This window comes from Methylobacterium sp. 4-46 (assembly GCF_000019365.1).
In the GTDB taxonomy this organism is placed as follows: Bacteria; Pseudomonadota; Alphaproteobacteria; order Rhizobiales; family Beijerinckiaceae; genus Methylobacterium.
Window position 1 is genome coordinate 596,887 of sequence record NC_010511.1, and the last position, 21,153, is coordinate 618,039.

At 72.9% G+C, this 21,153-nt stretch carries 18 protein-coding genes; 7 read left to right on the forward strand and 11 right to left on the reverse strand.

Annotated elements, in window-relative coordinates:
* Positions 1-174: 174 nt before the first annotated feature.
* Positions 175-1,956, forward strand: coding sequence for an SLC13 family permease (locus tag M446_RS02455; RefSeq protein ID WP_012330482.1), 1,782 nt, complete (start codon positions 175-177; stop codon positions 1,954-1,956).
* Between the two features lie 33 nt (positions 1,957-1,989).
* On the opposite strand, the gene M446_RS02460 is transcribed toward M446_RS02455, so the two are convergent.
* Positions 1,990-2,919: a LysR family transcriptional regulator gene (locus M446_RS02460; protein ID WP_012330483.1), complete on the reverse strand. Its 930-nt coding sequence runs from the start codon at positions 2,917-2,919 to the stop codon at positions 1,990-1,992.
* Positions 2,920-3,017: 98 nt separating this feature from the next.
* On the opposite strand from M446_RS02460, the gene M446_RS02465 reads away from it, so the two are divergent.
* From M446_RS02465 to M446_RS02480, 4 genes are all read left to right on the forward strand, one after another.
* Positions 3,018-3,398 carry a hypothetical protein gene (locus tag M446_RS02465; protein ID WP_012330484.1) on the forward strand — a complete coding sequence of 127 codons (381 nt, stop codon included), beginning with the start codon at positions 3,018-3,020 and terminating at the stop codon, positions 3,396-3,398.
* A gap of 264 nt (positions 3,399-3,662) precedes the next feature.
* Positions 3,663-4,298, forward strand: a complete 636-nt coding sequence (locus tag M446_RS02470) for a MotA/TolQ/ExbB proton channel family protein (protein WP_012330485.1) — start codon at positions 3,663-3,665, stop codon at positions 4,296-4,298.
* Entirely contained in the window at positions 4,298-4,762 is a 465-nt protein-coding gene (locus M446_RS02475; RefSeq protein ID WP_012330486.1) for an ExbD/TolR family protein, read from the forward strand. The genes M446_RS02470 and M446_RS02475 overlap by 1 nt, the downstream gene beginning before the upstream one ends.
* Positions 4,759-5,577 carry a TonB family protein gene (locus M446_RS02480; protein ID WP_012330487.1) on the forward strand — a complete coding sequence of 273 codons (819 nt, stop codon included), beginning with the start codon at positions 4,759-4,761 and terminating at the stop codon, positions 5,575-5,577. Before M446_RS02475 ends, M446_RS02480 begins: the two co-directional genes overlap by 4 nt.
* Before the next feature lie 18 nt (positions 5,578-5,595).
* On the opposite strand, the gene M446_RS02485 is transcribed toward M446_RS02480, so the two are convergent.
* From M446_RS02485 to M446_RS02495, 3 genes are all read right to left on the reverse strand, one after another.
* Positions 5,596-6,660, reverse strand: a complete 1,065-nt coding sequence (locus M446_RS02485; protein ID WP_043700746.1) for a LacI family DNA-binding transcriptional regulator — start codon at positions 6,658-6,660, stop codon at positions 5,596-5,598.
* Between the two features lie 925 nt (positions 6,661-7,585).
* Positions 7,586-8,428: a DUF1868 domain-containing protein gene (locus tag M446_RS02490; RefSeq protein ID WP_012330489.1), complete on the reverse strand. Its 843-nt coding sequence runs from the start codon at positions 8,426-8,428 to the stop codon at positions 7,586-7,588.
* Positions 8,429-8,431: 3 nt separating this feature from the next.
* Complete coding sequence (locus tag M446_RS02495; RefSeq protein WP_012330490.1) at positions 8,432-10,828, reverse strand: TonB-dependent receptor; 2,397 nt, start codon at positions 10,826-10,828, stop codon at positions 8,432-8,434.
* Between the two features lie 336 nt (positions 10,829-11,164).
* On the opposite strand from M446_RS02495, the gene M446_RS02500 reads away from it, so the two are divergent.
* Positions 11,165-13,078 carry a potassium transporter Kup gene (locus tag M446_RS02500; RefSeq protein ID WP_012330491.1) on the forward strand — a complete coding sequence of 638 codons (1,914 nt, stop codon included), beginning with the start codon at positions 11,165-11,167 and terminating at the stop codon, positions 13,076-13,078.
* Between the two features lie 191 nt (positions 13,079-13,269).
* Positions 13,270-14,301, forward strand: coding sequence for a helix-turn-helix domain-containing protein (locus M446_RS02505; RefSeq protein ID WP_012330492.1), 1,032 nt, complete (start codon positions 13,270-13,272; stop codon positions 14,299-14,301).
* A 362-nt stretch (positions 14,302-14,663) separates the two neighbouring features.
* On the opposite strand, the gene M446_RS02510 is transcribed toward M446_RS02505, so the two are convergent.
* The 7 genes from M446_RS02510 to M446_RS02540 form a co-directional block, all read right to left on the reverse strand.
* Positions 14,664-15,503 carry an outer membrane protein gene (locus M446_RS02510; protein ID WP_012330493.1) on the reverse strand — a complete coding sequence of 280 codons (840 nt, stop codon included), beginning with the start codon at positions 15,501-15,503 and terminating at the stop codon, positions 14,664-14,666.
* A 229-nt stretch (positions 15,504-15,732) separates the two neighbouring features.
* Entirely contained in the window at positions 15,733-16,302 is a 570-nt protein-coding gene (locus tag M446_RS02515; protein ID WP_012330494.1) for an NUDIX domain-containing protein, read from the reverse strand.
* 120 nt (positions 16,303-16,422) lie between these two features.
* Complete coding sequence (locus M446_RS02520; protein ID WP_012330495.1) at positions 16,423-17,583, reverse strand: hypothetical protein; 1,161 nt, start codon at positions 17,581-17,583, stop codon at positions 16,423-16,425.
* Between the two features lie 112 nt (positions 17,584-17,695).
* Positions 17,696-18,154, reverse strand: a complete 459-nt coding sequence (locus M446_RS02525) for a hypothetical protein (protein ID WP_012330496.1) — start codon at positions 18,152-18,154, stop codon at positions 17,696-17,698.
* Between the two features lie 43 nt (positions 18,155-18,197).
* A complete protein-coding gene (locus M446_RS02530; protein ID WP_012330497.1) occupies positions 18,198-19,412 on the reverse strand; it encodes an MFS transporter in 1,215 nt (404 codons plus the stop codon).
* Positions 19,409-20,746, reverse strand: a complete 1,338-nt coding sequence (locus tag M446_RS02535) for an NAD(P)-binding protein (protein WP_012330498.1) — start codon at positions 20,744-20,746, stop codon at positions 19,409-19,411. The genes M446_RS02530 and M446_RS02535 overlap by 4 nt, the downstream gene beginning before the upstream one ends.
* Before the next feature lie 47 nt (positions 20,747-20,793).
* Positions 20,794-21,111, reverse strand: coding sequence for an ArsR/SmtB family transcription factor (locus M446_RS02540; RefSeq protein ID WP_012330499.1), 318 nt, complete (start codon positions 21,109-21,111; stop codon positions 20,794-20,796).
* Positions 21,112-21,153 lie beyond the last annotated feature (42 nt).

Here is a 21,153-nt window from a genome sequence, read left to right on the forward strand (position 1 = left end):
GCCGCAGGAACAGCGCGCCGTCGCGAGCGGTTCTCCGAGCCCCGTCCCGGCCGCCAGGAGGCCCATGCCGCTCTCGCCCGGAGGCCCGCGCCGCCGCGGGACAAGTCCGCTCACCCGCCGGGGATCCGCGCGATCCTGTCCGGGATCGCCGCGATCCTGCCGGGGATCGCCGCGATGACGCATCAGCAGATCATCGCCTGCGCGCTCATCGCCGGCACGATGCTGCTCTTCGTCTGGGGGCGCCTGCGCTACGACATCGTGGCCGGGCTCGCGCTGCTCGGCGGGATCGCGAGCGGCCTCGTCCCGGCCAGGGAGGCGTTCGGCGGCTTCTCGGACGACATCGTGATCATCGTGGCGAGCGCCCTCGTGGTGAGCGCCGCGGTGGCGCGGTCGGGCGCCGTCGAGGCGGCCCTGCGCCCGATCGCACCGCGCCTGCGCAGCGCCCAGGCGCAGGTGGCGCTCCTCGTCGCGACCGTGGCGGTGCTCTCGGCCTTCATCAAGAACATCGGCGCGCTGGCGATCATGCTGCCGATCGCCTTCCAGCTCGCGCAGAAGGGCGACCGCTCGCCGTCGCTCTTCCTGATGCCGATGTCCTTCGCGGCCCTGCTCGGGGGCCTCGTCACCCAGATCGGCACCTCGCCCAACATCATCGTGGCGCGGCTGCGCGGCGAACTCACGGGGACGCCGTTCCGGATGTTCGACTTCGCGCCGGTGGGGATCGGCCTGATGGTGGCCGGGGTGGCGTTCCTGTGCGTCGGCTACCGGCTGCTGCCGCGCGACCGGCGCGGCACGCCCGGCCTCGACGCGGCGGTGGCGATCAGCGACTACGCCACGGAGGCGCGCCTGCCGCAGGACTCGCCCTTCGCGGGCCGCACGCTCTCCGACCTGACCGCGAATGCCGACGGCGAGGTCAGCGTCACGGGCCTCGTGCGGGACAAGACCCGCCGCACCGTGCCGCTGCCGGACGCGGTGCTGCGCGCCGAGGATCGGGTGATCCTGCGCGGCGACCCCACCGCCCTCGACCGCTTCATCGGCGAGGCCGGCCTGCTCCTCGACGGGCAGGACCGGCCGACCCGCGAGGAGGACGGGGCGGAGGACGAGGTCGGCACCGTCGAGGCGGTGATCGGCCCGACCTCGGTCCTGATCGGGCAATCGGCGGGCCGCATCGCCCTGCACGAGCGCTTCGACGTGAACCTGCTGGCGGTCAGCCGGGCGGGCAAGCGCTTCACCGAGCGCCTGCGCGACATCCGGCTGCGCACGGGCGACGTGATCGTTCTCCAGGGCCGCGAGGCGGGGCTGCCGGCGCGGCTGCGCGACCTCGGCCTGTGGCCCCTGGCGGCGCGCAACCTGCCCCTCGGCAGCGCCCGCCGGGGCTGGATCACCCTGTCGATCCTGGCCGCGACGGTGATCGCGGTCGCCTTCAGCCTCGTGCCGGTGATGGTCGCCTTCTTCGCGGCGGCCCTCGGCGTGGTGCTGTTCCGGACCCTGCCGGCCCGCGAGGCCTACGAGGCGATCGAGTGGCCGATCCTGGTGATGCTCGGGGCCCTGATCCCGGTCAGCGACACGCTGCGCACCACCGGCACCACCGACCTCTTCGCGGGCTGGCTGTCGCAGCTCGGAATCCTGCTGCCGGGCTGGGGCGCGGTCGGTCTCATCATGCTCGCCGCCATGGCGGTGACGCCCTTCCTCAACAACGCCGCGACGGTGCTGGTGATGGCGCCCCTCGCCGCGAGCTTCGCCACGACGCTGGGCTACCGCCCCGACGCGTTCCTGATGGCGGTGGCGATCGGGGCGGGCTGCGACTTCCTCACGCCGATCGGCCACCAGTGCAACACGCTGGTGATGGGGCCGGGCGGCTACCGGTTCGGGGATTACGCCCGCCTGGGCGCGCCGCTCTCGCTGCTGGTGCTGGTCGCGGGCGTGCCGCTGATCCTGCTGGTGTGGCCGCTGGCCTGACGCCCCCCTCCGGGTCCCGGAGGGGCCGCTCCGTCAGGCCTCGGCCGGCGCGGTGGCGAGGCGGCGCAGCAGGTTGCGCAGCCAGCGATGGGCCGGGTCGTCGTCGTAGGAGGCGTGCCAGAGCATCGACATGGCGACCTCGTCGAGGGGGACCGGCGCCGGGCTCACCGTCAGGCCGAGCGCCTCCGCGAAGAGGTGGGCGAGCCGGGCCTGCATGGTGGTCAGGACCGGGGCGCTGCGCACCAGGAACGGCACGGCGAGGAAGCGCGGCGAGGTGACGGCGAGGGTCCGGCTGCGGCCGAGCTTGGCGAGCGCGTCGTCGACCACCCCGTGCGCGGTCTCGCGCAGGCTCGTCAGCACGTGGGGAAAGCGCAGGTAATCGTCGAGCGAGATCGGCGGCGCGAGGCCGACCAGCGCCGCGTTGAACAGGCAGACGTAGGAATCGCGATAGAGCAGGCGCTGCTTGTGGTGCTGCTGGCCGCGGAACGACAGGTCGATGGCGAGGTCGACCCGGTCGGCATCGATCTCCTGCAGGATGTGGGCGCGGTCGACGGAGCGCAGGAGCAGGCTGATGCCCGGCGCCTCGGCGCGCAGGTAGGCGAGCAGCGTCGGGCCGAGCAGCACCTCGGTGGAATCCGGCAGGCTGATCGTGAAGGTGCGCGCGACGGTGCGCGGGTCGAAGGCCTCGTCCCGCCGCACCAGGACCTGGACCTGCCGCAGCAGCGTCCGCACCGGCTCGGCGAGGGAGAGCGCCCGCGGCGTCGGCCGCATGCCCTCCGGGGCCCGGGTCAGCAAGTCGTCGCCGAACAGCGCGCGCAGCCGCCCGAGGCTGCTGCTCATCGCCGACTGCCCCACCCCGACCCGCGCCGCCGCCCGCGTCACGCTGCGCTCGGCCAGCAGCGCGTCGAGGGCGACCAGGAGGTTGAGGTCGATCCGAGAAAGATCGATGTGATCAATAGTCATTATCGATGCGATCTGTTTGATCCATGCTGCGGCGCAGCGCATATGGGGCCCAGACGCGGTGCCGGATTGGGCGCCGCCAGCCTGAAAGTCTCGCCATCATGAACGCTCGCACGCTCGTCGTCGCGGCCGCGGCCGCCCTGTCCCTTCTCGGCCCCGCGCGGGCCGAACCGCTCGCGCCGGCGCGGGCCGGGTCCCTCGGACCCGCCCAGGCCCGGAGCATCGACCTCGGTCCCCTCGCCGGGGTCGCCTACTACACGCCCGAGCCGCGGGGCTACCACGTCGTGGTGACGCTCGCCCCGCGGGCGGCGGCCCCGGCCGTGCGGCTCGAAGGCGTGCTCGCCGAGGGCCAGAGCCTCACGGTCTCGACGCCCCGCCAGAGCGGCGCCGCGGCGCGGGTGATCGAGATCCGCCGCGAGGGCGACGCGGTCAGCGTCTCGGCCGGGCCGGTCGAGGTGCAGGAGACGGCGGCCCTCCGGTGAGGACGCCCGGGCCGGCGCGGAGCCCTCCGCGCCGGCCGCCCGGCCATCCAGGTCCGAGGGGGCCGCCGAGGGGACCGCCGAGGGGGCCGCATCGCTCCCGACCCGGTGTTTTCCCAGCACGACGCCCCGCTGACGCAAGGTTCACCCCGGGCCTGTCACGAAGCCGACACGGACGGAAGTAGTAGAACGTTCCAATTGCGCTCGGCGGGCTCTGCGGCGCCGATCGTCGGCGTGCCGGGACCCCGCCCATCCCGGGATTGCACGATGGACGCCGCAACGTTCTCACCGTCGGCCATGTTCTTCCAGGCAGGATTGGCCGGCCGGGCCGTGATCCTGACCCTCGTCGCCTCCTCGGCGTGGTGCTGGGTCCTGATCCTCGAGAGCCTCTACACCACCGCCAAGCTTCGGCGATCGCTGAGGGGTCTGGAGCGCGGCGAGGTTCCGGACCTCCTGCGGCCGGTGGTCGAGGCGGGGAGGCAGGCGGCGGCCCTCGTGCTCCCCGAGGAGAGCCCCGGCGAGGTGCAGCGGCGGACCGCCGCCGCGATGGAGCGGGCGGCCGCCCGCGCGATGACCGCCACGGAGGGCGGCTACTCGCACCTCGCCGTGATCGCGTCCGTGGCCCCGTTCGTGGGGCTGCTCGGCACGGTCTGGGGCATCATGAACAGCTTCATCAGCATCGCCGACGCCAAGGACACCAGCCTCGCCGTGGTGGCGCCCGGCATCGCCGAGGCCCTGGCGACCACCGCGATCGGCCTGATCGCCGCCATCCCGGCCGCCGTGGCCCACGGCCGCCTGGGCGCCGTGCTCGGCCGGCTGTCGCAGCATATGGGCCATCTCATCGAGGCGCTCGCCGTCGACCTCGTCGTCAAGGCCCGCGCGGTCGACCGGGGAGCCCGCTGATGGCCTTCTCCAGCCGCGGGAGCGGCCCGTACGGGTCCTCCGCCGACATCAACGTCACGCCGCTCATCGACGTGATGCTGGTCCTCCTGATCGTCTTCATGGTGACGGCACCGCTGCTGACGACCGGGATGAAGGTGAACCTGCCGCAATCCCGGGCCGCCAAGCCCATCGACCCGAAGGAGCCGGCGGTCGTCGCCGTTGCCAAGGACGGCAGGGTCTTCATCGGCACCGACGAGATCGCGCTCGACCGGCTCGTCCCGGCGGTGACGGCGGCGATCGAGAACGACCTGTCGCGGGTCGTTCACCTGAGGGGCGACAAGGACGCCTCCTACGGCGACGTGGTCAAGGTCATGGACCTGCTCGCATCGAGCGGGATCACGCACCTCGCCGTGGTCGCCAACCGCAGGAGCGCCGGCGAGGCGGGACACCCCGCGCCCCGGCGGGCGACGGGATCCGAGCCATGACCGCGGCGGGACTCGCCGAGGCGCGGGACCTCGCGCCGCCGCGGTCGAAGGGGGACCATCCCCGCGCGCTGGCGCGCGCAGCGGCCTTCGCCGTCGCGCTCGCGGCCCATGGGCTGCTCCTGTGGGTGCCGCGGCCGTCCCCGGCGCCGCCCTCCGCCGTCGAGACCCTCGAGATCAGCGTGGTGGCGCAGGGCGACGCCACGACCGACGAGGCCGAGGAGACGCGCAGCGCGGCCGAGATGCCGCCGGAGCCCGAACCCGCGCCGCCGGAGCCGCCGCTCCCGCCCCCGCCGGCGGAGGCCGAACCGCCGCCGGTCCGGGAGAGCCCGGCCGCCCCGGCGATCCCGGTCCGCCCGCCGGAGCCGCCCGCGCCGCCGCGACCTGCCCCGCCCAAGCCGCCCAAGCCGCGCCCGCCGGAACGGCCGCGGGCGGAGACGAGGCCGCCGCGCAAGCCCGACTCCAAGCCCAGCCAGGCGAGCATGGCGCAGCACCGGGCGCATGCGGGGGCCGACCAGGGCGCGAATATCCGGTCCGGCCAGGCGGTCGCGGCCTACGGCGCGATCCTGAAGGCGGAGATCAACCGGCACAAATCCTATCCGGCCGCGGCCCGCGACAGGCAGGCATCCGGCGTGGTGATGGTCAGCTTCGCGATCGGGCCGTCGGGCCGCATCGCGAGCGCGGCGATCGGCCGATCCTCGGGCGATCCGGCCCTGGACGCGGCCGCGCTGCAGGCGGTGCGCGCCGCCAGCCCGCCCCCGCCGCCCGGAGGGCATTTCAGCGGCCGCATCGCGATCGAGTACGCGCTGCGGCGATGACGCGGCGGTCCCGCCGCGTCATCGCCGCGCCTCCGCGAAGGGCCGCGTGGAGTCGCGCACCACGAGGCGCCCCGGGTACAGCTTCTGCGCCGGATCGTGCGGCGCCCGCACGCCCTCGATCATCTCGATCAGGGTCGTGACCGCGAACTCCACCATCTCCAGCGTCGGAACCTCGATGGAGGTCAGGCGCGGCACCGTGTAGGCGCACTGGACCAGGTTGTCGAAGCCGACGACGCTGATCTCGTCGGGAACCCGGACGCCCTGCTCGTGCAGCGCCTTCAGCACGCCGAAGGCGACCCGGTCGTTGGCGGCCACGATCGCGTCGGGCCGCGGCGCACGCCTGAGCAGGCGCAAGGTCGTCCGGTATCCGCTCTCCGAACTCCAATCGCAGGGGACCACGAGGTCGTCGCGCGGGCGCAGGCCCGCCGCCGCCAGGGCCTCCCGGTATCCGCTGAGCCGATCGGCCACGGCGGGCAGGTGCCGGCCGTCGCGCTCGCCCTTGTAGAAGCAGATCGCCTTGCAGCCGGTCCGGACGAGGTAGCCGACGATCTGGCGAACCGCGTCGCGCTCCGCCCGCATCGCGAAGCTCGCCTCCGGCACGTCGAGGCCGAACACGAAGAACGGGACGGACTTGGCCCGCAGCGAGGCGATCAGCGGGTCGTCGCGGCGGTCGGCGAGCACGACCATGCCGTCGACCCGGGCCTCGCTCACGAGGCTCGTGATCCTGCTCAGGCCGTCCGGCTCTCCGGCGTTCCAGCGGCGATGGACGAGCATGTAGCCGTGGCGGTCCGTGACGTGGGCGAAGGTCTGCAGCACGATGCCCTGGTAGGTCTCCTGCATCATGCCCGTCACGTCGTCGTAGGGCTGGGCGCCGACCGAGAACACGCAGGCGATGCTGCGGCTCGGCTTCTTGCGCAGCGAGCGGGCCGCGAGGCTGGGGACGAAGTCCAGCTCCCGCATCGTCGCGCCCACCATCTCCCGCGTGGAGCGCGCCACCTTCTCCGGGTGATTCAGCACCAGCGACACCGTCTGAAAGCTCACGCCGGCGCGGCGTGCGACATCCTTGATCGTCACGCGAGCCATCTTCACCTCAGAGAACGTGATGGGATCGAAATTCCGGTCTCCAGAGGCCCGCCAGCCGGTCGGCTCTCCTGCGATCGATGACGGTCATTGCGAAACGTTCATGCTCATTCAGATCGGCCCTGATGTCGAAGATCCGGCTTCGCACGCGGGAGCGCTTCTTCCCAGGTACAGGGGTCGCCAGGTACAGGGGTCGAGTATTGGCGCCGGGTGGAGGACCCGGTCCTCGATCACCCTGGGTTCATGATCCCCGGACATCGTCTTACCGATCGAACCTGAAGCGATCCGGCGCCGTTGTCCAGGCTCGGCCGAAGGATTCGTCGGGCGCGGGGCTGCCGGCCTCGACGGGGAGCCGGAGGTGATCTCGGGCACCGGACGCGGCCGGGCGAGGCACGGCGCCCGACCGCCGCGTTCAGGCCGGGGCGGGCGTTGCGCCGCCTCCATCCCGCCCGCGCTCCCGACGCGCGGGCCGAAAGCCGAGCGGCAGCCGAGGGCGAAGCGCCTCGTCCCGGGACACGATCCACCCTCAGGCCGCCGGATCACGGCGCCCCCGAGCGGACCCGCCTCGGCAGGCCGGCGCCTCGCATGATGCGAAAACAAGAGATCGAGCAGAATCGCCCCATGGCATTCTGCCTAGAGCATTTTCCGACGAAGTGGATGCCGGTCCGTCGAAGACAATGAGGAAAAATCAAAGGCCCGTCGCATGTCCCGCTGAAGTGGATGCCGGCTCGGCGCAGGTGATGCCATAGGTGCCGGATCCGCCGCAGGTTTGCGTGGCAGAACCGGCGACCGCGCTCGTGATCCGGGATCCGCTTGATCGAAGCGGATCCCGGATCCCAAGCCCGCGCGGCGCCTGAGCGAAGCCGACATCCGCATTCCCGAAATGGGAGATGGCGAAGCCATCAACCGGATGGCGTATGAAACCCGTTCAGGGCCGACGGCGCGCGAGACGAAGCCGCGGGCGGAACTGGAACATGTCGTCGAAGAAGCAGAAGGCCGGCGGCCCCAGTTCGAGGACCGGCAGCGCGGCGGCGAGCGCCGCGATCGCCTCGCGCCGGACGACCCGGTAGCGGGCCGCCTCGGCCTCGGTCAGGGGGGCGATCGCGTAGGTCTGCGTGGTGTGGAAGCGGTAGGTGTCGTGACCCGGCTGACGCAGCTTCAGGAGATCGGACAGGCGGTCGCGCAGGCCCCGCAGCTTCGCCTCCTCGGCGGCATCGACCGGGATCAGCCGGATCGCCTCGCCCGGCCGCACGTCGCGGTTGGAGGCGCCCTCGGCCACCTTCATCCGGAAGCGCGGCGCGCAGCCGAGGTCGAAGGTCTCCAGCTTCTCCAGGAAGACCCGGTCGCACTGGCCGAGCGGCGCGTCGAGGGGCAGGTCCGCCGGCCAGAAGCCGGGCTTCCGGACGAGATCGACCACGCCCTCGAAGACCGTCATGTGATAGCTCGACGGGGGCGTGAAGACGAACTTGTCCGCGTAGGGTTCCGCCGCGATGGTCGCGCGATACGCCATCAGGGCGGCGGCCGGACCGTCGATGTCGATGGGGCACACGATGGTGTTGCCGGGACAGGGCAGCAGCTTGCCCCGCGACGTGAACTTGACCCCGATCCAGGGGAAGGGCCGGGACGCCGCCGCCGGATCGGAACTCGCCAGGGCGGCGCTCACCGGCCGTCCCGGCCCGCTGCCCCACGCGGCGGCGCCGGAGAGTTGCAGGATGCGGCGGCGCGAGATGATCCGGCTCCCGCCGTCGCACCGCCTTTCGCGCCTCGTCATGGCTCAGAAATCCAAGGTCAGGCTGGCGGTGACCGCGAAGGGCGAGCCGAGATAGAAGCTCGGCGCGTTCGCCGCGCTGAGCGCGAAGCCGGTCGTGTTGCCAGGGTTGATGTAGATGTACTTCTTGTTGAAGAGATTCGTGACGTTCAGCTTGAATAGCCCGTCCTGCGCGCCCGGGATCGCCTCGACCAGGGATGTGCCCTTCAGCTTGTAGCCGAGACCGAGATCGACCGTGGCGTAGCCCGGCAGGGAGATGTCGTTGGTGAGCGTGGCGTAGACCTCGCTGGTGTACTTGGCGCGGGCGAAGGCGAAGAAGGGCCCGTTCTCGTACATCACGGTCGACGCCGTCAGGGACAAGGGGGAGTTGAAGTAGAACTTGCCCTTGGTGCGCAGCGCCGGCGATTTCGGGTCGGGAACGATGTTGCCGTCGATCGTGTCGTGGTTGATGGCCTGGGAGAGCAGCACGCTCCAGCCCTCGTACGGCTTGGTCGCCACCTCGACCTCGGCGCCGACCGCGGTGGTGCTGCCGATGTTGGTGTACTTGCTCGAGAGGGAGCCGTCGCCGTTGGCGGTCTGGGCGATCCGGTCGCTGTACTTGATCAGGAAGCCGGTCGCGTTGACGTCCAGGAAGTCGCCCTTCAGGCGGTAGCCCAGATCGAAGCTCAGGGCGCGCTCCGCCTTGATGGTCGGCACCTGGATCAGGTTGGTGGCGCCGTTGACCAAGCGGCCATCCGCGAAATTGGGCGGGACCCTGGCATTCATCGACGCGTTCGCGAAGACCTGGTTCGCCGCGTCGAGATCGTAGCGCATCCCCACCGCCGGCAGCAGGAAGGCGTAGCTTCTGTTCACCGTGTAATCCAGGTACGAATCCGTTCTGGTACTCGTGCCGGACGGAAGATTATGGAAGCTGCGCGAGTAGAACTTCTGCCGCAGCGAGAGATCGACGTGCATGGCGTCATCGAGCAGCGATATGCTGTCGGAAATCGCCACCGTCGTATTGTAATAATCCGTCTTCCAGTTGCGGTTCGTGACGATATTTCCGTCGAAGCCGCGCAGAAGGTTCGACTTGAACCAGATATCAGGCAAAGTGTTATTCGTCTGATCGATCTGCTGGAACGGATTCATTTGATGCTGATAGGTGTACTCGGTCCAGAGGCTGCCCGTGACGGTGTGGTTGTCGAGCCGCCCGGTGAGGCTGACGACGTTGCCGACCCGGTCGAAGTCGCTCTGGCTCATCTGGCCGAGCAGGGCGTTGGTGCCCCGGGTGCCGTAGGCCGAGAAGGCGCCGATCGGGCTCGACAGGAGCTTGCCGGCGTAGCCGGCCTCCTTGAGCACGATCTCGCTCGTGCTCCCGGATTCCTGGTGCAGGAAGTAGGGCGTCAGGCGCAGCTCGACGCCGTCCGAGAGCGGGAAGCGCCCGTCGATCGACGCGTAGGCGTGGCGGCCGGGCTCCCAGGAATAGCCGGAATAGCCGGTATTGGCCGGCGTGGGGGTGACCGCCAGACCGATCGCCGAGAAGACCGCGCCCGGACCGGTGAGGATCGTCGGCGGCGTCCGCAGCCAGCCATTGCGATAGCCGAAGGCTTGGTACTGATCCTTCGTCACGGTCCGGACGAAGGTATTGGCGAACTCGTTGTAGAACGACGTGAAGCTGATGCTGCCGCCATTGTCGAGCTTGACGTCGAACCGGCTGTCGACGTGATGCCGCTCCGCCTCTCCGGGGCCTGCGAAGTAGTCCGACCGCGCGTGCGAGTAGGACACGTAGCCCTTCAGCACCTCGTCGAAGAGGGGGCCGGTATTGGCGCGCAGGAACGTCTTGTTGAGGAAGTAGGAGCCGAACGATTGCGAGAAGGTGACCGCCGGCGCGTCGGCCGGTCGGCACTGCTCCATGCTGACCTGGCCGCCGATGGCGCCGTGCTGCGCGACCGTGCCGGCGCTCGTCCCCTGCGTGACGTCGACGGCGCAGAGATTCTCGCTGTCCGTGTAGATCTGGGGCAGGACCGAGAAAGTGCCCGGATCGTTGAGCGGCACGCCGTTGAGGGAGAGGCCGATCTGCGTGCTGTCGAAGCCGCGGATCGAGTATCCCCCGCCGAACAGACCCGAGGGATCGCGCGAATAGGAGTTCACGCCGGCGATTCCGCCGATCCGCTGCGCCAGATTCGCGGTGCCCGGCTGCCGCGCGATGTCCTCCCGGCGCAGGGTGGTGGCCGCCGCAGTACCGTTCTGCTCGGCCAGGAGCGGCGCCCCGCGGTCGCCCGCCCCCTCGCCGCGCGCCGCCGCCGCCTCGACCGAGACCGTGCCGAGGTCGGTTGCCCCCTGTGCCAGGGCGGCGTGCGGGAGGGCGGCCGCGGCCAGACACGCGATCAGCCCTTTATAGAACGTTCTAATTTTCACCGACATGCCCCCACAGCACGCGTCGCGCCGCGGCCCGCCCCCTCGTGACGCGCCGGCTCACGGACCAGATTCGGCGCCGCGCCGCGGCGGGCGGGCCCGATTTCTCCTGGAACGTTCTAATTCTTACCCAGAGGAAGCTGCAGATTTGTGACACCCGCGCGGGACGCGGCCGGACCGGCCGGCTGGCCGAGGCGACCTCATCCGGGATCCCGAATGCCGGCCGCGCCGTTCTAGGGGCTGTGAGGGACCGGAGGCGGGTGTCGTGCTGGCCCGGGCCGAGCGCCCGGCAGGAGCCGAGGGCAGCCCACCCGATGGGCGCGGGCCGCAGCGAGGGAGGCCAAGGTGGAAGCGACTGCAGAGGCGGACCAGGTCCATGCTCCCATCCCGCGCGTCCCGGCCGCCCTGGCGCTCGGCGCCCTCGGCATCGTCTACGGCGACATCGGCACGAGCCCGCTCTACGCCCTGAAGGAAACGATCCGGGCCGCCTCCTCCGGCGGCCCGCCCCGGGCCGAGGCCGTGGTCGGCTCGGTGTCGCTGATCCTGTGGGCCCTCGTCCTCATCGTCTCGATCAAGTACGCGATCCTGATCATGCGGGCCTCCAACAAGGGCGAGGGCGGCATCGTCGCCATGCTGGCCCTGCTCGGCGCCCGCCACGCGCCGCCCCGCTCCTGGCGCGCCATGCTGCTCGTGCTCGGCCTGGTCGGGGCCGCCCTGCTCTACGGGGACGGCGCGATCACGCCGGCCATCTCGGTCCTCTCGGCGATCGAGGGCCTCAAGGTCGACGCGCCCGGGGTGAAGCCCTTCGTGGTGCCGGTGACGCTGGTGATCCTGATCGGCCTGTTCGCGGTGCAGCGCCGGGGCACGGGCTTCATCGGCCGCATCTTCGGGCCGGTCATGCTGCTGTGGTTCTGCGCCATCGCCCTCGCGGGGGCCGCCGGCATCGTCGGCGACCCGCGCATCCTCGCGGCGCTCAACCCCGCCCACGCCGTCGAGACCCTGCTGACGGCGGGCCTGCCGGTCAGCTTCGCGATGCTCGGCGCGGCCTTCCTGGCGGTGACCGGCGGCGAGGCGATGTACGCCGATATGGGCCATTTCGGCTGCGGCCCGATTCGCCTGGCGTGGTTCTCGATCGTGCTGCCGGCCCTGGTGCTGAACTATCTGGGCCAGGGCGCGCTGCTGCTGCAGGACCCCTCCGCCCTCGAGAACCCGTTCTTCCAGCTCGTGCCGTCCTTCGCGCATTACCCGATGGTGGCCTTCGCGACGCTCGCCACGGTGATCGCCTCGCAGGCGATCATCTCGGGCGCCTTCTCGCTCACCCAGCAGGCGATCCAGCTCGGCTTCTTCCCGCGCATGCGGATCGTCCACACCTCCAGCCGGGAGGCGGGCCAGATCTACATCCCGCTCGTGAACTGGCTGCTCGCCGCCGCGACGCTGGGGGCGGTGCTCGCCTTCGGCTCCTCGGACGCGCTGGCGGGCGCCTACGGCATCGCGGTGTCGCTGCTGATGGTGATCACCACGGTCCTGGCGACCCTGATCGCCCTGCACTGGGGCTTCAACCCGCTCCTGGTGCTGGCCGCCAACGGGACGTTCCTGCTCGTCGACCTCACCTTCTTCGGCGCGAACAGCCTGAAATTCCTGGAGGGCGGCTGGTTCCCGCTGCTGCTGGCGGCCGGCGTCGCCTTCCTGATGCTGACCTGGCGCCGGGGCATGCTGCTGATGGAGGAGGCGCGGGTCCAGGTCCGGCTGCCCGAGAAGGAGTTCCTGGCCCGGGTCGAGGCCAAGCACCTGCCGCGCATTCCCGGCACGGCGGCCTTCCTGACCTCGGGCGACGAGGGCATGCCGCTGCCGCTGATGAATTTCGTGCATCATCTGCGCGTCCTGCACGAGCGGGTGCTGCTGGTGACCGTCAAGGGCCTCGACGTGCCGCGGGTCCCGATGGCCGAGCGCTTCACCGTGGTGCCGATCACCCCGGACGTGACGCGCCTCGTGCTGCGCTTCGGCTTCATGGACGGGACGAACGTGCCGGCGGTGCTGCGCGCCGCGGTGGAGGCCGGCCACCTGCCCGGCATCGACCCCGACCGGCTGACCTACCTCATCAGCCACGAGACGGTGGTGCCGTCGCCGCAGCATCCCGGCCTGTCGGGCTGGCGCGAGGAGATCTTCGCGCTCATGCAGCGCAACGCCGAGGAGACGGCGAGCTACTTCTGCGTCCCGACCAAGCAGGTGATGGAGGTCGGGGCCGAGGTGCCGGTCTGAGGCGGGATCCGGCGCAGGCGGGGAGACGGCGCGGCCCGTCCGGCCGCCTCGCCGCCAGCGCAGTGTTGTGCGCCGGCAACAGGCCGCCCGATTCCGCCGCGCGGCGCGGCGTGATCGCGCCGCGCGTGCTGCCAGCCCGCTGACCTTGGGTTATCCGCGCGCGGATCATCGTGCGGCGACGCAGCAGGCCCATGGCGGATCGGACCATCCAGAGCGGCGGGAGCGACGGCGCGCGGGTGCTCAGCCACAAGTTCGAGCCGCCCGCCGATCCGCGCGACCTGGCGCGCGCGTGGTGCGAGCACATCGCACCCGCCTTCGAGGTCGGCCTGCGGCCCGAGGCCGACCTGTCGGCGCCGATCGCGATGCAGACCTACCACCTCGGGGACCTGATCGTCGGGGACGTGATCGCGCCCGCCCACGTCCTGGAGCGCGGATCGCGGATGATCGAGCGGCAGGGGATCGACCACATCCTGATCCAATTCTACCGGCGCGGGCAGAGCACCGTCGAGCGGCGCGACGGGAGCGAGCGGGTCACGGAGGGGCAATGCGTGGTCTTCGATCTCGCCCAGCCCGTCCGCATCGTCGCCGAGCCGGTCGATGCGACGAACCTCGTCGTGCCCCGCGCCCGCCTGGAGGACCAGGGATGCCAAGTGGGCGGCCTCCACGGCCGCGCCTTCGACTACGACGGCGACCCGTTCGGACGGCTGTTCCACGAGTTCCTCGCCAACCTCGTCGCCTGCGGCGACCTGCTCCATCCGCGCGAGGCCGCCGCCGGCGCGCGCGCCCTGGTGCAGCTCTGCGACACCTTCCTGCGCGGGCGCGCGGGGAACGGCCCCCCGCAGAACCTCGACGCGCGCATCCGGGTCCGGCGCTTCATCGAGCGTCAGCTTCACGATTTCGACCTGGGCCCGGCCATGATCGCGGCGCAGCTGGGCCTGTCGCGCTCCACCCTGTACCGCCTCTTCGGTGAGACGGGCGGCGTGCTGGCCTATATCCGGGACCGCCGCCTGATGCGCGCGATGCGCCTCCTGGTCCGGTCCGACGCGGCGCAGCCGATGCGGATCTCGCAACTCGCCTACGCGGTCGGCTTCGCCGACGAGAAGACGTTCCGGCGCGCCTTCCGGCGCCGGTTCGGGTTCCTGCCGAGCGAGGCGATGGCCTACCAGCTCGGCCCCGACGATGCCGGGATGCCGGTCCTGCGCCGCTGGTTCGACAACCTGTAGGGACGATGCCGGGGAGGCTCGGGATCGGTCCGGCCGAAGCGGCCCGCGCGTGCGGCGCCCCGGGCAAGCCCGGGGCGCCTCTCGGAAGAGCGGCCAGGTGATCGGGACTGGGGACGCGTCCGCCGAGATTCGCTCGAGCGCCCGCTCATCCGACATCCGGTTGATGGCTTCGCCATCTCCGATTTCGGCCATGCGGATGTCGGCTTCGCTCAGGCGCCGCGCGGGCTTGGCATATGCCATCCGGTTGATGGCTTCGCCATCTCCCATTTCGGGAATGCGGATGGCGGCTTCGCTCAGGCGCCGCGCTCAGGCGCCGCGCAGGCTGGTGATCCGGGACACGCTTCGATCGAGCGGATCCCGGATCAGTTGGTCGAGAAGGTGTAGTTCAGGCCGCTGCGCAGCACCATGAAATCGTCGCCGAGCGCGCGACGGCCGGGCGTGCGGAGGAAGACGTCGCCGGTCCCCGTGTTGACGGCGAGCAGGCTGGCGCCGCCGTTGCGCGCGAGGTTCACGTAGAGACCTTCGAGCTTGAGCGTCACCGCCGAGGCGCCGAAGACGTTCAGGAAGGAATCCCTCCCGAGGGCGTACTCGACGCCGCCGACGGTCCAGCCGGTACGCATCTGCGCGTTGTCGGTGGCGCCGAAGAAGCGCCGCGCGCTGCCGCCGCCATACGCGAAGCCGCCGGTCGCGTAGACGAGCGTGCGGTCGAAGGCGTAGCCGAGCCGCCCCCGCGCGGTGCCGAAATACTCGAGCCCCGCCGTGGCGCGCGGATCGAAGAAGATCGCGTTCGGGTTCAGCACGGTGTTGGGGCCCGCGAGGACGCCGGAGCGGCGGCGTCCCGCGTCGAGGTACTGCGCGTCGGCCTCGACGCCGACGACGACGCCGCTGCCGGGCGTCATCTGGTAGTTGGCGCCGACCTGAAGGCCGCCCGTGAAGCCGTTCTGGCCCCGGTTGCTGAAGCCGAAGGTTCCCCCGACCGTGCCGATGGCCCGGTCGTCGATCAGGAAAGCCGCGTTCCGGTTGCGGCTCTCGCGGGTGGTGAAGGCGTAGCCGACATTGCCGCCCACGGAGAAGCCCGTCCACGTGAAGACCGGAACCGGCGTGAAGCTCGGCGGCTGCACGCGGCGCGGCAGATCCGCCGCGCAGGCCGGACCCGCCACGGCAATCGCGAGAAGAGCGGATGATAATCTCTTTTTATTCATGGCCTCGGACTCGTTTCGTCGAGGCCGGCTGCATGCCCTGATCTTGGAACAGAGTCTATGACGCGCCCGCAACGTCGTTCTTGTTGGCCATGTCCTGAGACTCCGCGACCTCACTTTGGGACAGGAAGGCGGGACGGCGGCGCGACGGCGGCCGGAGCGGAGCCGCCCGGCCGGCGCCGCACGGTTCGCTTCTCATTCCGCGCGGACCCGGCAGCGTCCCGCGGCGCCGTCAGCGGCCGAACAGGCCGGGATGCCGCGCGCGCAGGGCGAGCGTCAGCGCCAGGGTCTTGAGGTCGGTCAGTTCAGCCCGGTCGGCCAAGGCGGCGAGCGCGTCGAGGGGCATCTCCACGACCCGGATGGACTCGTGCTCGCCGGGCGCCCCGCCGCCCGCGCCGACGCGGTCGGCCTGCCGGTAGGGCGCGAGGAACAGGTGGATCCGCTCCGTCGAGATGCCCGCGCAGGAATAGGTGGTGCCGACGGGCTCGAGGTCGCGCAGGCGCAGGCCGACCTCCTCCAGCGCCTCGCGCCGGGCATTGTCCGCCGGCGTCCCGTCCTCGATGAGGCCGGCCGGCGCCTCCAGCAGCGTCTGGGCGCCCTCGGCGTAGAGGGCCGGCACGCGCAGCTCCCGCACCAGCACCGCCACCCGCCGCTCGGGATCGTAGGGCAGCACGCCGACCGAATCGCCGTGGTCCTCGATCTCCCGCACGGCCTGCGACCCGTCGGCGAGCCGCACCTTCGCGATCCCGAAGCGGCTCCAGCCCTCGTGCAGGACACGCAGGTCCAGGATCTTCGCCTCCACGCCGCCCTCCTTCCGCGCCGGCCCGTCCCCGGGCGCGGCGCGCTCCGGGGCGGGAACCGCTCCCGGGCCCGCGACGAGACGGCAACCGCGAGGGCGGCCGGATGTTGCGTGGCGCGGCGCTCAGCCCTTCCAGTTGCGGAGGGCCGCGAAGGGGCTGTCCTCCGCGGCGGGCCGGGGCGGGGCCAGCACCGGCTCGACCTGGGCGACCGCGTCCGCCAGGGAGAAGGCGGTGCCGCTCGGGAGCTTGCCGCCGGCCGCGTCCTGGTGCCCGCCGCCGCGGAACAGCCGCGCCCCCGCGAGGGCCGTGCCGTCATTCGAGCGGAAGGACAGGGTGCCGGTGCGCTGCACGTTGACCACCCGCGCGGCGCGGCCCTCCGCCATGATCAGGTCCGAGACCCGCTGGAAGGTGCCGGGATCGAGGCCGAAGGACAGCAGCGTCCCGTCCGGGAGCGGATGGAACAGCGCGTCGGAACGGGCGAGCAGGCGGGCCACCCTCAGGCGGGTGGTCAGGGCCGGATCGTCCCCAGGCGCCTGCCGCATCAGGTCGTCCACGATGGCGCCGCGGATCTCGGGGACGCGGCGTTCGAGGTCGGCCGGCGTCGCGCCCGCGCGCAGGGCCGCGGCCGCGTCGAGCAGCAGGCGCGACACGACGCCGTCATGGGCCGGATGCCCGGCCGGCACCAGGGTGGCGACGTTGTCCCAGAACGCCTCGTCGAGCGCCTGCCCGCTCGGGAAGCGCGGATCGTGCTTGCGCCAGAGGTCGACCGCGTCCACGGCCTCGACGAGCACGGCGAGGTCCTCGGCGCGGTCGGGCTCCGGGCGGGTCGCGAACAGGGCGCGGTGGGTGAGGGCCATCCGGGTCGCGCTCGATCCCTCGTCGATCAGCACGGTGACCGCCGGATCCTCGACGCCGAAGCGCAGCAGGCCCGGGCGATCCGGGTCGGGCTGCGGCGCGAAGCCCTGGCGCCCGAGCTGCTCGACCGACGAGGCGTGGTGGTCGAGCACGACGAGGCCGTGCCCGTCGCCCGGCTCGCGGCGCCGGTTCATGGCCGCGAAGCGGCGCAGGAAGGCGATGGTCGGCTCCTCGAGCCCGAGATCGGTGAGGAGCAGGGTCTCGCGCGCCCTGGCGCGGCCGAGCCGCTTCAGCTCGGCCTCCACGACTGGGCCGACATCGCCGTAGCGGGGCACGTGCACGACCCGCTCCGGGTCGCAGAGGCAGGCGACGACCGTCGAGGCGCCGTAGCCGTCGAGATCGTGGTGGGTGATCTGGGTCAGGGTCACGGGTGGGTCTCGGCCGGCGGCGATCGGGCGAGCATAGACGCGGCCCGCCCGGTCCGGCGAGTGGGCCGGGACGCCACAGCCCCCGCCGGGGCCCCGCGCCCGAACCCCGCGCTCAGGTCCCGCTGCGGCCGCCGGAGGTGCCGGCCCCGCGGCCGACATCGCCGCCGCCGGCGAGCGGGTCGTCCCCCATGTCGCCGCCGAGGTCGCCCGTGCTGCCGACGCCCCCGCCGATGTCGCCGGTGCTGCCGCCGGCGACCCCGCCCTGGTTGGCGCCGAGGTCGCTGCCGAGATCGCCGGTGCCGCCGCCGGCCAGGGTCCTGCGGCGGGCGAGCCCCTCGCCCGCCGTGCCGACCGACCCGCCGCCGGGAAGCCCGTCCGTGCCGGCCCCCGGCGCCCCGGCGAGCCCGCCGAGGCCGCCGCCGCCCGATCCGGGCGCGTTCGCCCCGAGCCCGCCGGGCGCGCCGCCGCCGAGCTGGCCCGTGCCCCGATCGACCGGCTGGCGGCGCTCGTCGGCGCCCTCGCCCCCGGCCGGGCCGCCGCCGAGGCCTCGCTCCGTCTCGCCCACGCTCATTGCTCCGCCCTCCTGTCCGCCGCCCGGGGCGGCGTCAGCCGGGTCAACGATCCGGCCGGGATCCCGGTTCGCCGGCGGGCGCGCCCTCCCCTGCGGCGCGGCGCTCCCGCCAGAGCGCCGCCACCAGAACGAGGTTGGCGAGGGCGAGCCCGGTCAGGAGCGCGAGGGCCGCCTGCGCGCCCGCCGCCGCGAGCACGAAGGCGCCGGCGGAGGGGGCCAGAGCCTGGGCGACGAGGTTCGGCCGGGCGAGCCGGCCCACGAGCGGCGCGTAGCGCAGCGGACCGAACAGGGCGAGCGGCAGCGTGCCCCGCGCGATCGAGTAGACGCCGTTGCCGGCGCCGTAGAGGACGAGCGCGAGGGCCGGCCACGCGACGCCGAACGCCAGCAGGACGAGCCCGGCCGCGATCAGGCCCATGGCGGCGGTGAGGGTCCAGATCGGGTGGTGCCGGCCCCGGTTCGCCATCTCGATCACCCGCGCGCCGACCTGGGCGGGGCCGACCACGGCCCCGAGGGCGACCGCCGCCGCGAGGGACGCGCCGCGCGCCTGGAGCAGGGTGAGGAGGTGCACCGAGACGATCGCGGTCGTCGCCCCGCCGAGCGTCAGGATGCCGGCGAGGCACAGGAAGGCCCGCCGCTCGCCGGGCGCCAGGGCGGCGCTCCCCGCCGGGGCCGCGGCCGTCTCCGGGAGCGGCGGCGGGGCCGGGATGACGAGGAGGACCAGGGGCAGGGCAAGGGCGAGGAGGAGGCCCGCATAGGCCAGGCAGGTGCCCCGCCAGCCGAGCTGCGCCACCAGGACGGCCGAGAGCGGCCAGCAGACCGTGCTGGCGAAGCCGCCCCACAGGGTCAGGGCCGAGATCGCCGGCCGGGCGCCCGCGCCGTAGAGGCGCCCCAGGGTGGCGAAGGCGGCGTCGTAGAGGCCGCCGCCCATGCCGGCGCCCAGGATCAGCCAGCCGGCGAAGAAGACCGGCAGGCTCGGCGCGAGGCCGATCACCGTGAGGCCGAGCGCCAGCACCAGGATGGCGAGCGCCAGGACCGGGCGGCCGCCCGAGCGGCCGATCGCCCGGCCGACCCGCGGCGAGACCAGGCCGGAGACGAGCAGGCCGGCGGACAGGCTGCCCACGATCCAGGGCAGCGGCCAGCCCGTCTCGGCGGCGATCGGCGGCGCCAGCACCGTGAGCAGGTAGTACGACGTGCCCCAGGTCAGGATCTGGACCACCCCGAGGGCGCTGACCACCGCCAGCCGGGGGCGGGCGCTCACGCGGCCCGGCCGCAGCAGGACCCGGCCCCGGACGAGACCGCGCCGCCGCTGTCCCCGCCCGGGTCCGCGCCGCGCGCGGTCGTGCAGATCCCGGTCTCCGGGAGAACCAGCGCGACCTCGTCGGCGGCCGCGCGATCGCCGGCCAGGGCGGCCGCGATCGAGCGCACCTGCTCGTAGCCGGTCATCATCAGGAAGGTCGGGGCCCGGCCGTAGCTCTTGATCCCGGCCGTGTAGAAGCCCGGCTCCGGGTGGGCGAGCTCCCGGTGGCCGTGCGGCGGGACCGAGCCGCAGGAATGCAGGTTCGGGTCGATCAGCGGGCCGAGCGCCCGGGCGCTCTCCAGCCCGGGATCGAGGTCCAGGCGCAGCTCGCGCGTCAGGGCGAGGTCCGGGCGCTGGCCGGTGGCCGTCACGATCCGGTCGACCGGGCCGAGCGTGCACGGGCCGCTCCCGGTCTCGCCCTCGACCAGGAGGCCCGCGCCGGCCGGGCGCAGGGCCGTGAGCGCGAAGCCCCGCACCAGGCGCGCGCGGCCGGCCTCGACCAGGGCCCGGAGCCGCAGGCCGAGGTCGCCGCGCGCCGCCAGCCGGTCCTGCGCCCCGCCGCCGTAGACGCGCGACAGGTCCGTGCCGCGGGTGGCCCAGAGCAGCCGGGTGCCCTCCTCCTCCTCGGCGAGCCGGCCGAGGTCGAGCAGCACGTTCGCGGCCGAGTGGCCGGCCCCGACCACCAGGGTGGTCCGCCCCGCATAGGCGGCCCGGTCGCGGCCGAGCACGTCGGGGATCCCGGTGGCGATCCGGTCCGCCAGCGCCGCCTCGCCCGCGGCCGGCAGGCCGTCGGCGCCGAGCGGATTGGGCGTCGCCCAGGTGCCGGAGGCGTCGATCACCGCGCGGGCGAGGTCGCGCCGGAGGCGGCCGCCCCGCTCCCGCACCGCGAGCACGAAGGGCCGCGCCGCCCGGTCGCGGCCGGCGGCCTTGTCGAGGCCCTTCCGGCTCAGGGCCGTGACCCGGGCCCCGGTCTCGATCGCGGGCGCCAGGTCGGGGGTCGCGGCGAGCGGGGCGAGGTAGCGGCCGACCAGCTCGGCCCCGGTCGGGTGCGCCGATTCGGGCGGCATCTCCCAGCCCCGGCGCGCCAGGAGCGCCCGCGCGGCCGGGTCGACGTTGAACGCCCAGGGCGAGAAGAGCCGGACGTGGCCCCAGTCCCGGACATGGGCGGCGACCTCCGTCCCGGCCTCGTAGACCTTCACCGGCAGGCCGCGGGCGACGAGGTGCGCCGCCGCCGCCAGGCCGACCGGCCCGGCGCCGATCACCGCGACCGGCAGGAAGGTGGGGGTCTCGGACATCAGCTTTCTCCGCTCTTTCCAGAATGATCGAAATAACGGGCACGAGGTCAGGCGGCGGCGTCCCCGCGCGCGCAGCCCGCATCGGCGCAGCACTCCGCCGTCAGGAAGTCCAGCAGGGCGTCCATGGACGGATAGACCGCGCGGCAGATCAGCGTGGTGGCCTGCCGCTCCTGGGAGACGAGGCCGGTCAGGATCAGGCGGTGCAGGTGGTGGGACAGGGTCGAGGCCGCCGCGAGGCCGACCCGCTCCTGCAGCTGCCGCACCGGCAGGCCGGCGGGCCCGGCCCGCACCAGCGCGCGATAGACCCGCAGGCGCGTCGGGTTGCCGAGGGCCTCGAGCTGCTTGGCGGCTTGTTCGACATTCATCGAAATATCCTGCCCCGAGGCCGTGGAACCGTCAAGCCGCGG

Coding starts and splice junctions, on each gene's coding strand:
- M446_RS02525 (WP_012330496.1), bottom strand. CDS start 18,154: ATGAGCGTGGGCGAGACGGAGCGAGGCCTCGGCGGCGGCCCGGCCGGG.
- M446_RS02475 (WP_012330486.1), top strand. CDS start 4,298: ATGGCCTTCTCCAGCCGCGGGAGCGGCCCGTACGGGTCCTCCGCCGAC.
- M446_RS02460 (WP_012330483.1), bottom strand. CDS start 2,919: ATGACTATTGATCACATCGATCTTTCTCGGATCGACCTCAACCTCCTG.
- M446_RS02540 (WP_012330499.1), bottom strand. CDS start 21,111: ATGAATGTCGAACAAGCCGCCAAGCAGCTCGAGGCCCTCGGCAACCCG.
- M446_RS02535 (WP_012330498.1), bottom strand. CDS start 20,746: ATGTCCGAGACCCCCACCTTCCTGCCGGTCGCGGTGATCGGCGCCGGG.
- M446_RS02495 (WP_012330490.1), bottom strand. CDS start 10,828: ATGTCGGTGAAAATTAGAACGTTCTATAAAGGGCTGATCGCGTGTCTG.
- M446_RS02470 (WP_012330485.1), top strand. CDS start 3,663: ATGGACGCCGCAACGTTCTCACCGTCGGCCATGTTCTTCCAGGCAGGA.
- M446_RS02505 (WP_012330492.1), top strand. CDS start 13,270: ATGGCGGATCGGACCATCCAGAGCGGCGGGAGCGACGGCGCGCGGGTG.
- M446_RS02465 (WP_012330484.1), top strand. CDS start 3,018: ATGAACGCTCGCACGCTCGTCGTCGCGGCCGCGGCCGCCCTGTCCCTT.
- M446_RS02510 (WP_012330493.1), bottom strand. CDS start 15,503: ATGAATAAAAAGAGATTATCATCCGCTCTTCTCGCGATTGCCGTGGCG.
- M446_RS02455 (WP_012330482.1), top strand. CDS start 175: ATGACGCATCAGCAGATCATCGCCTGCGCGCTCATCGCCGGCACGATG.
- M446_RS02490 (WP_012330489.1), bottom strand. CDS start 8,428: ATGACGAGGCGCGAAAGGCGGTGCGACGGCGGGAGCCGGATCATCTCG.
- M446_RS02485 (WP_043700746.1), bottom strand. CDS start 6,660: ATGGCTCGCGTGACGATCAAGGATGTCGCACGCCGCGCCGGCGTGAGC.
- M446_RS02480 (WP_012330487.1), top strand. CDS start 4,759: ATGACCGCGGCGGGACTCGCCGAGGCGCGGGACCTCGCGCCGCCGCGG.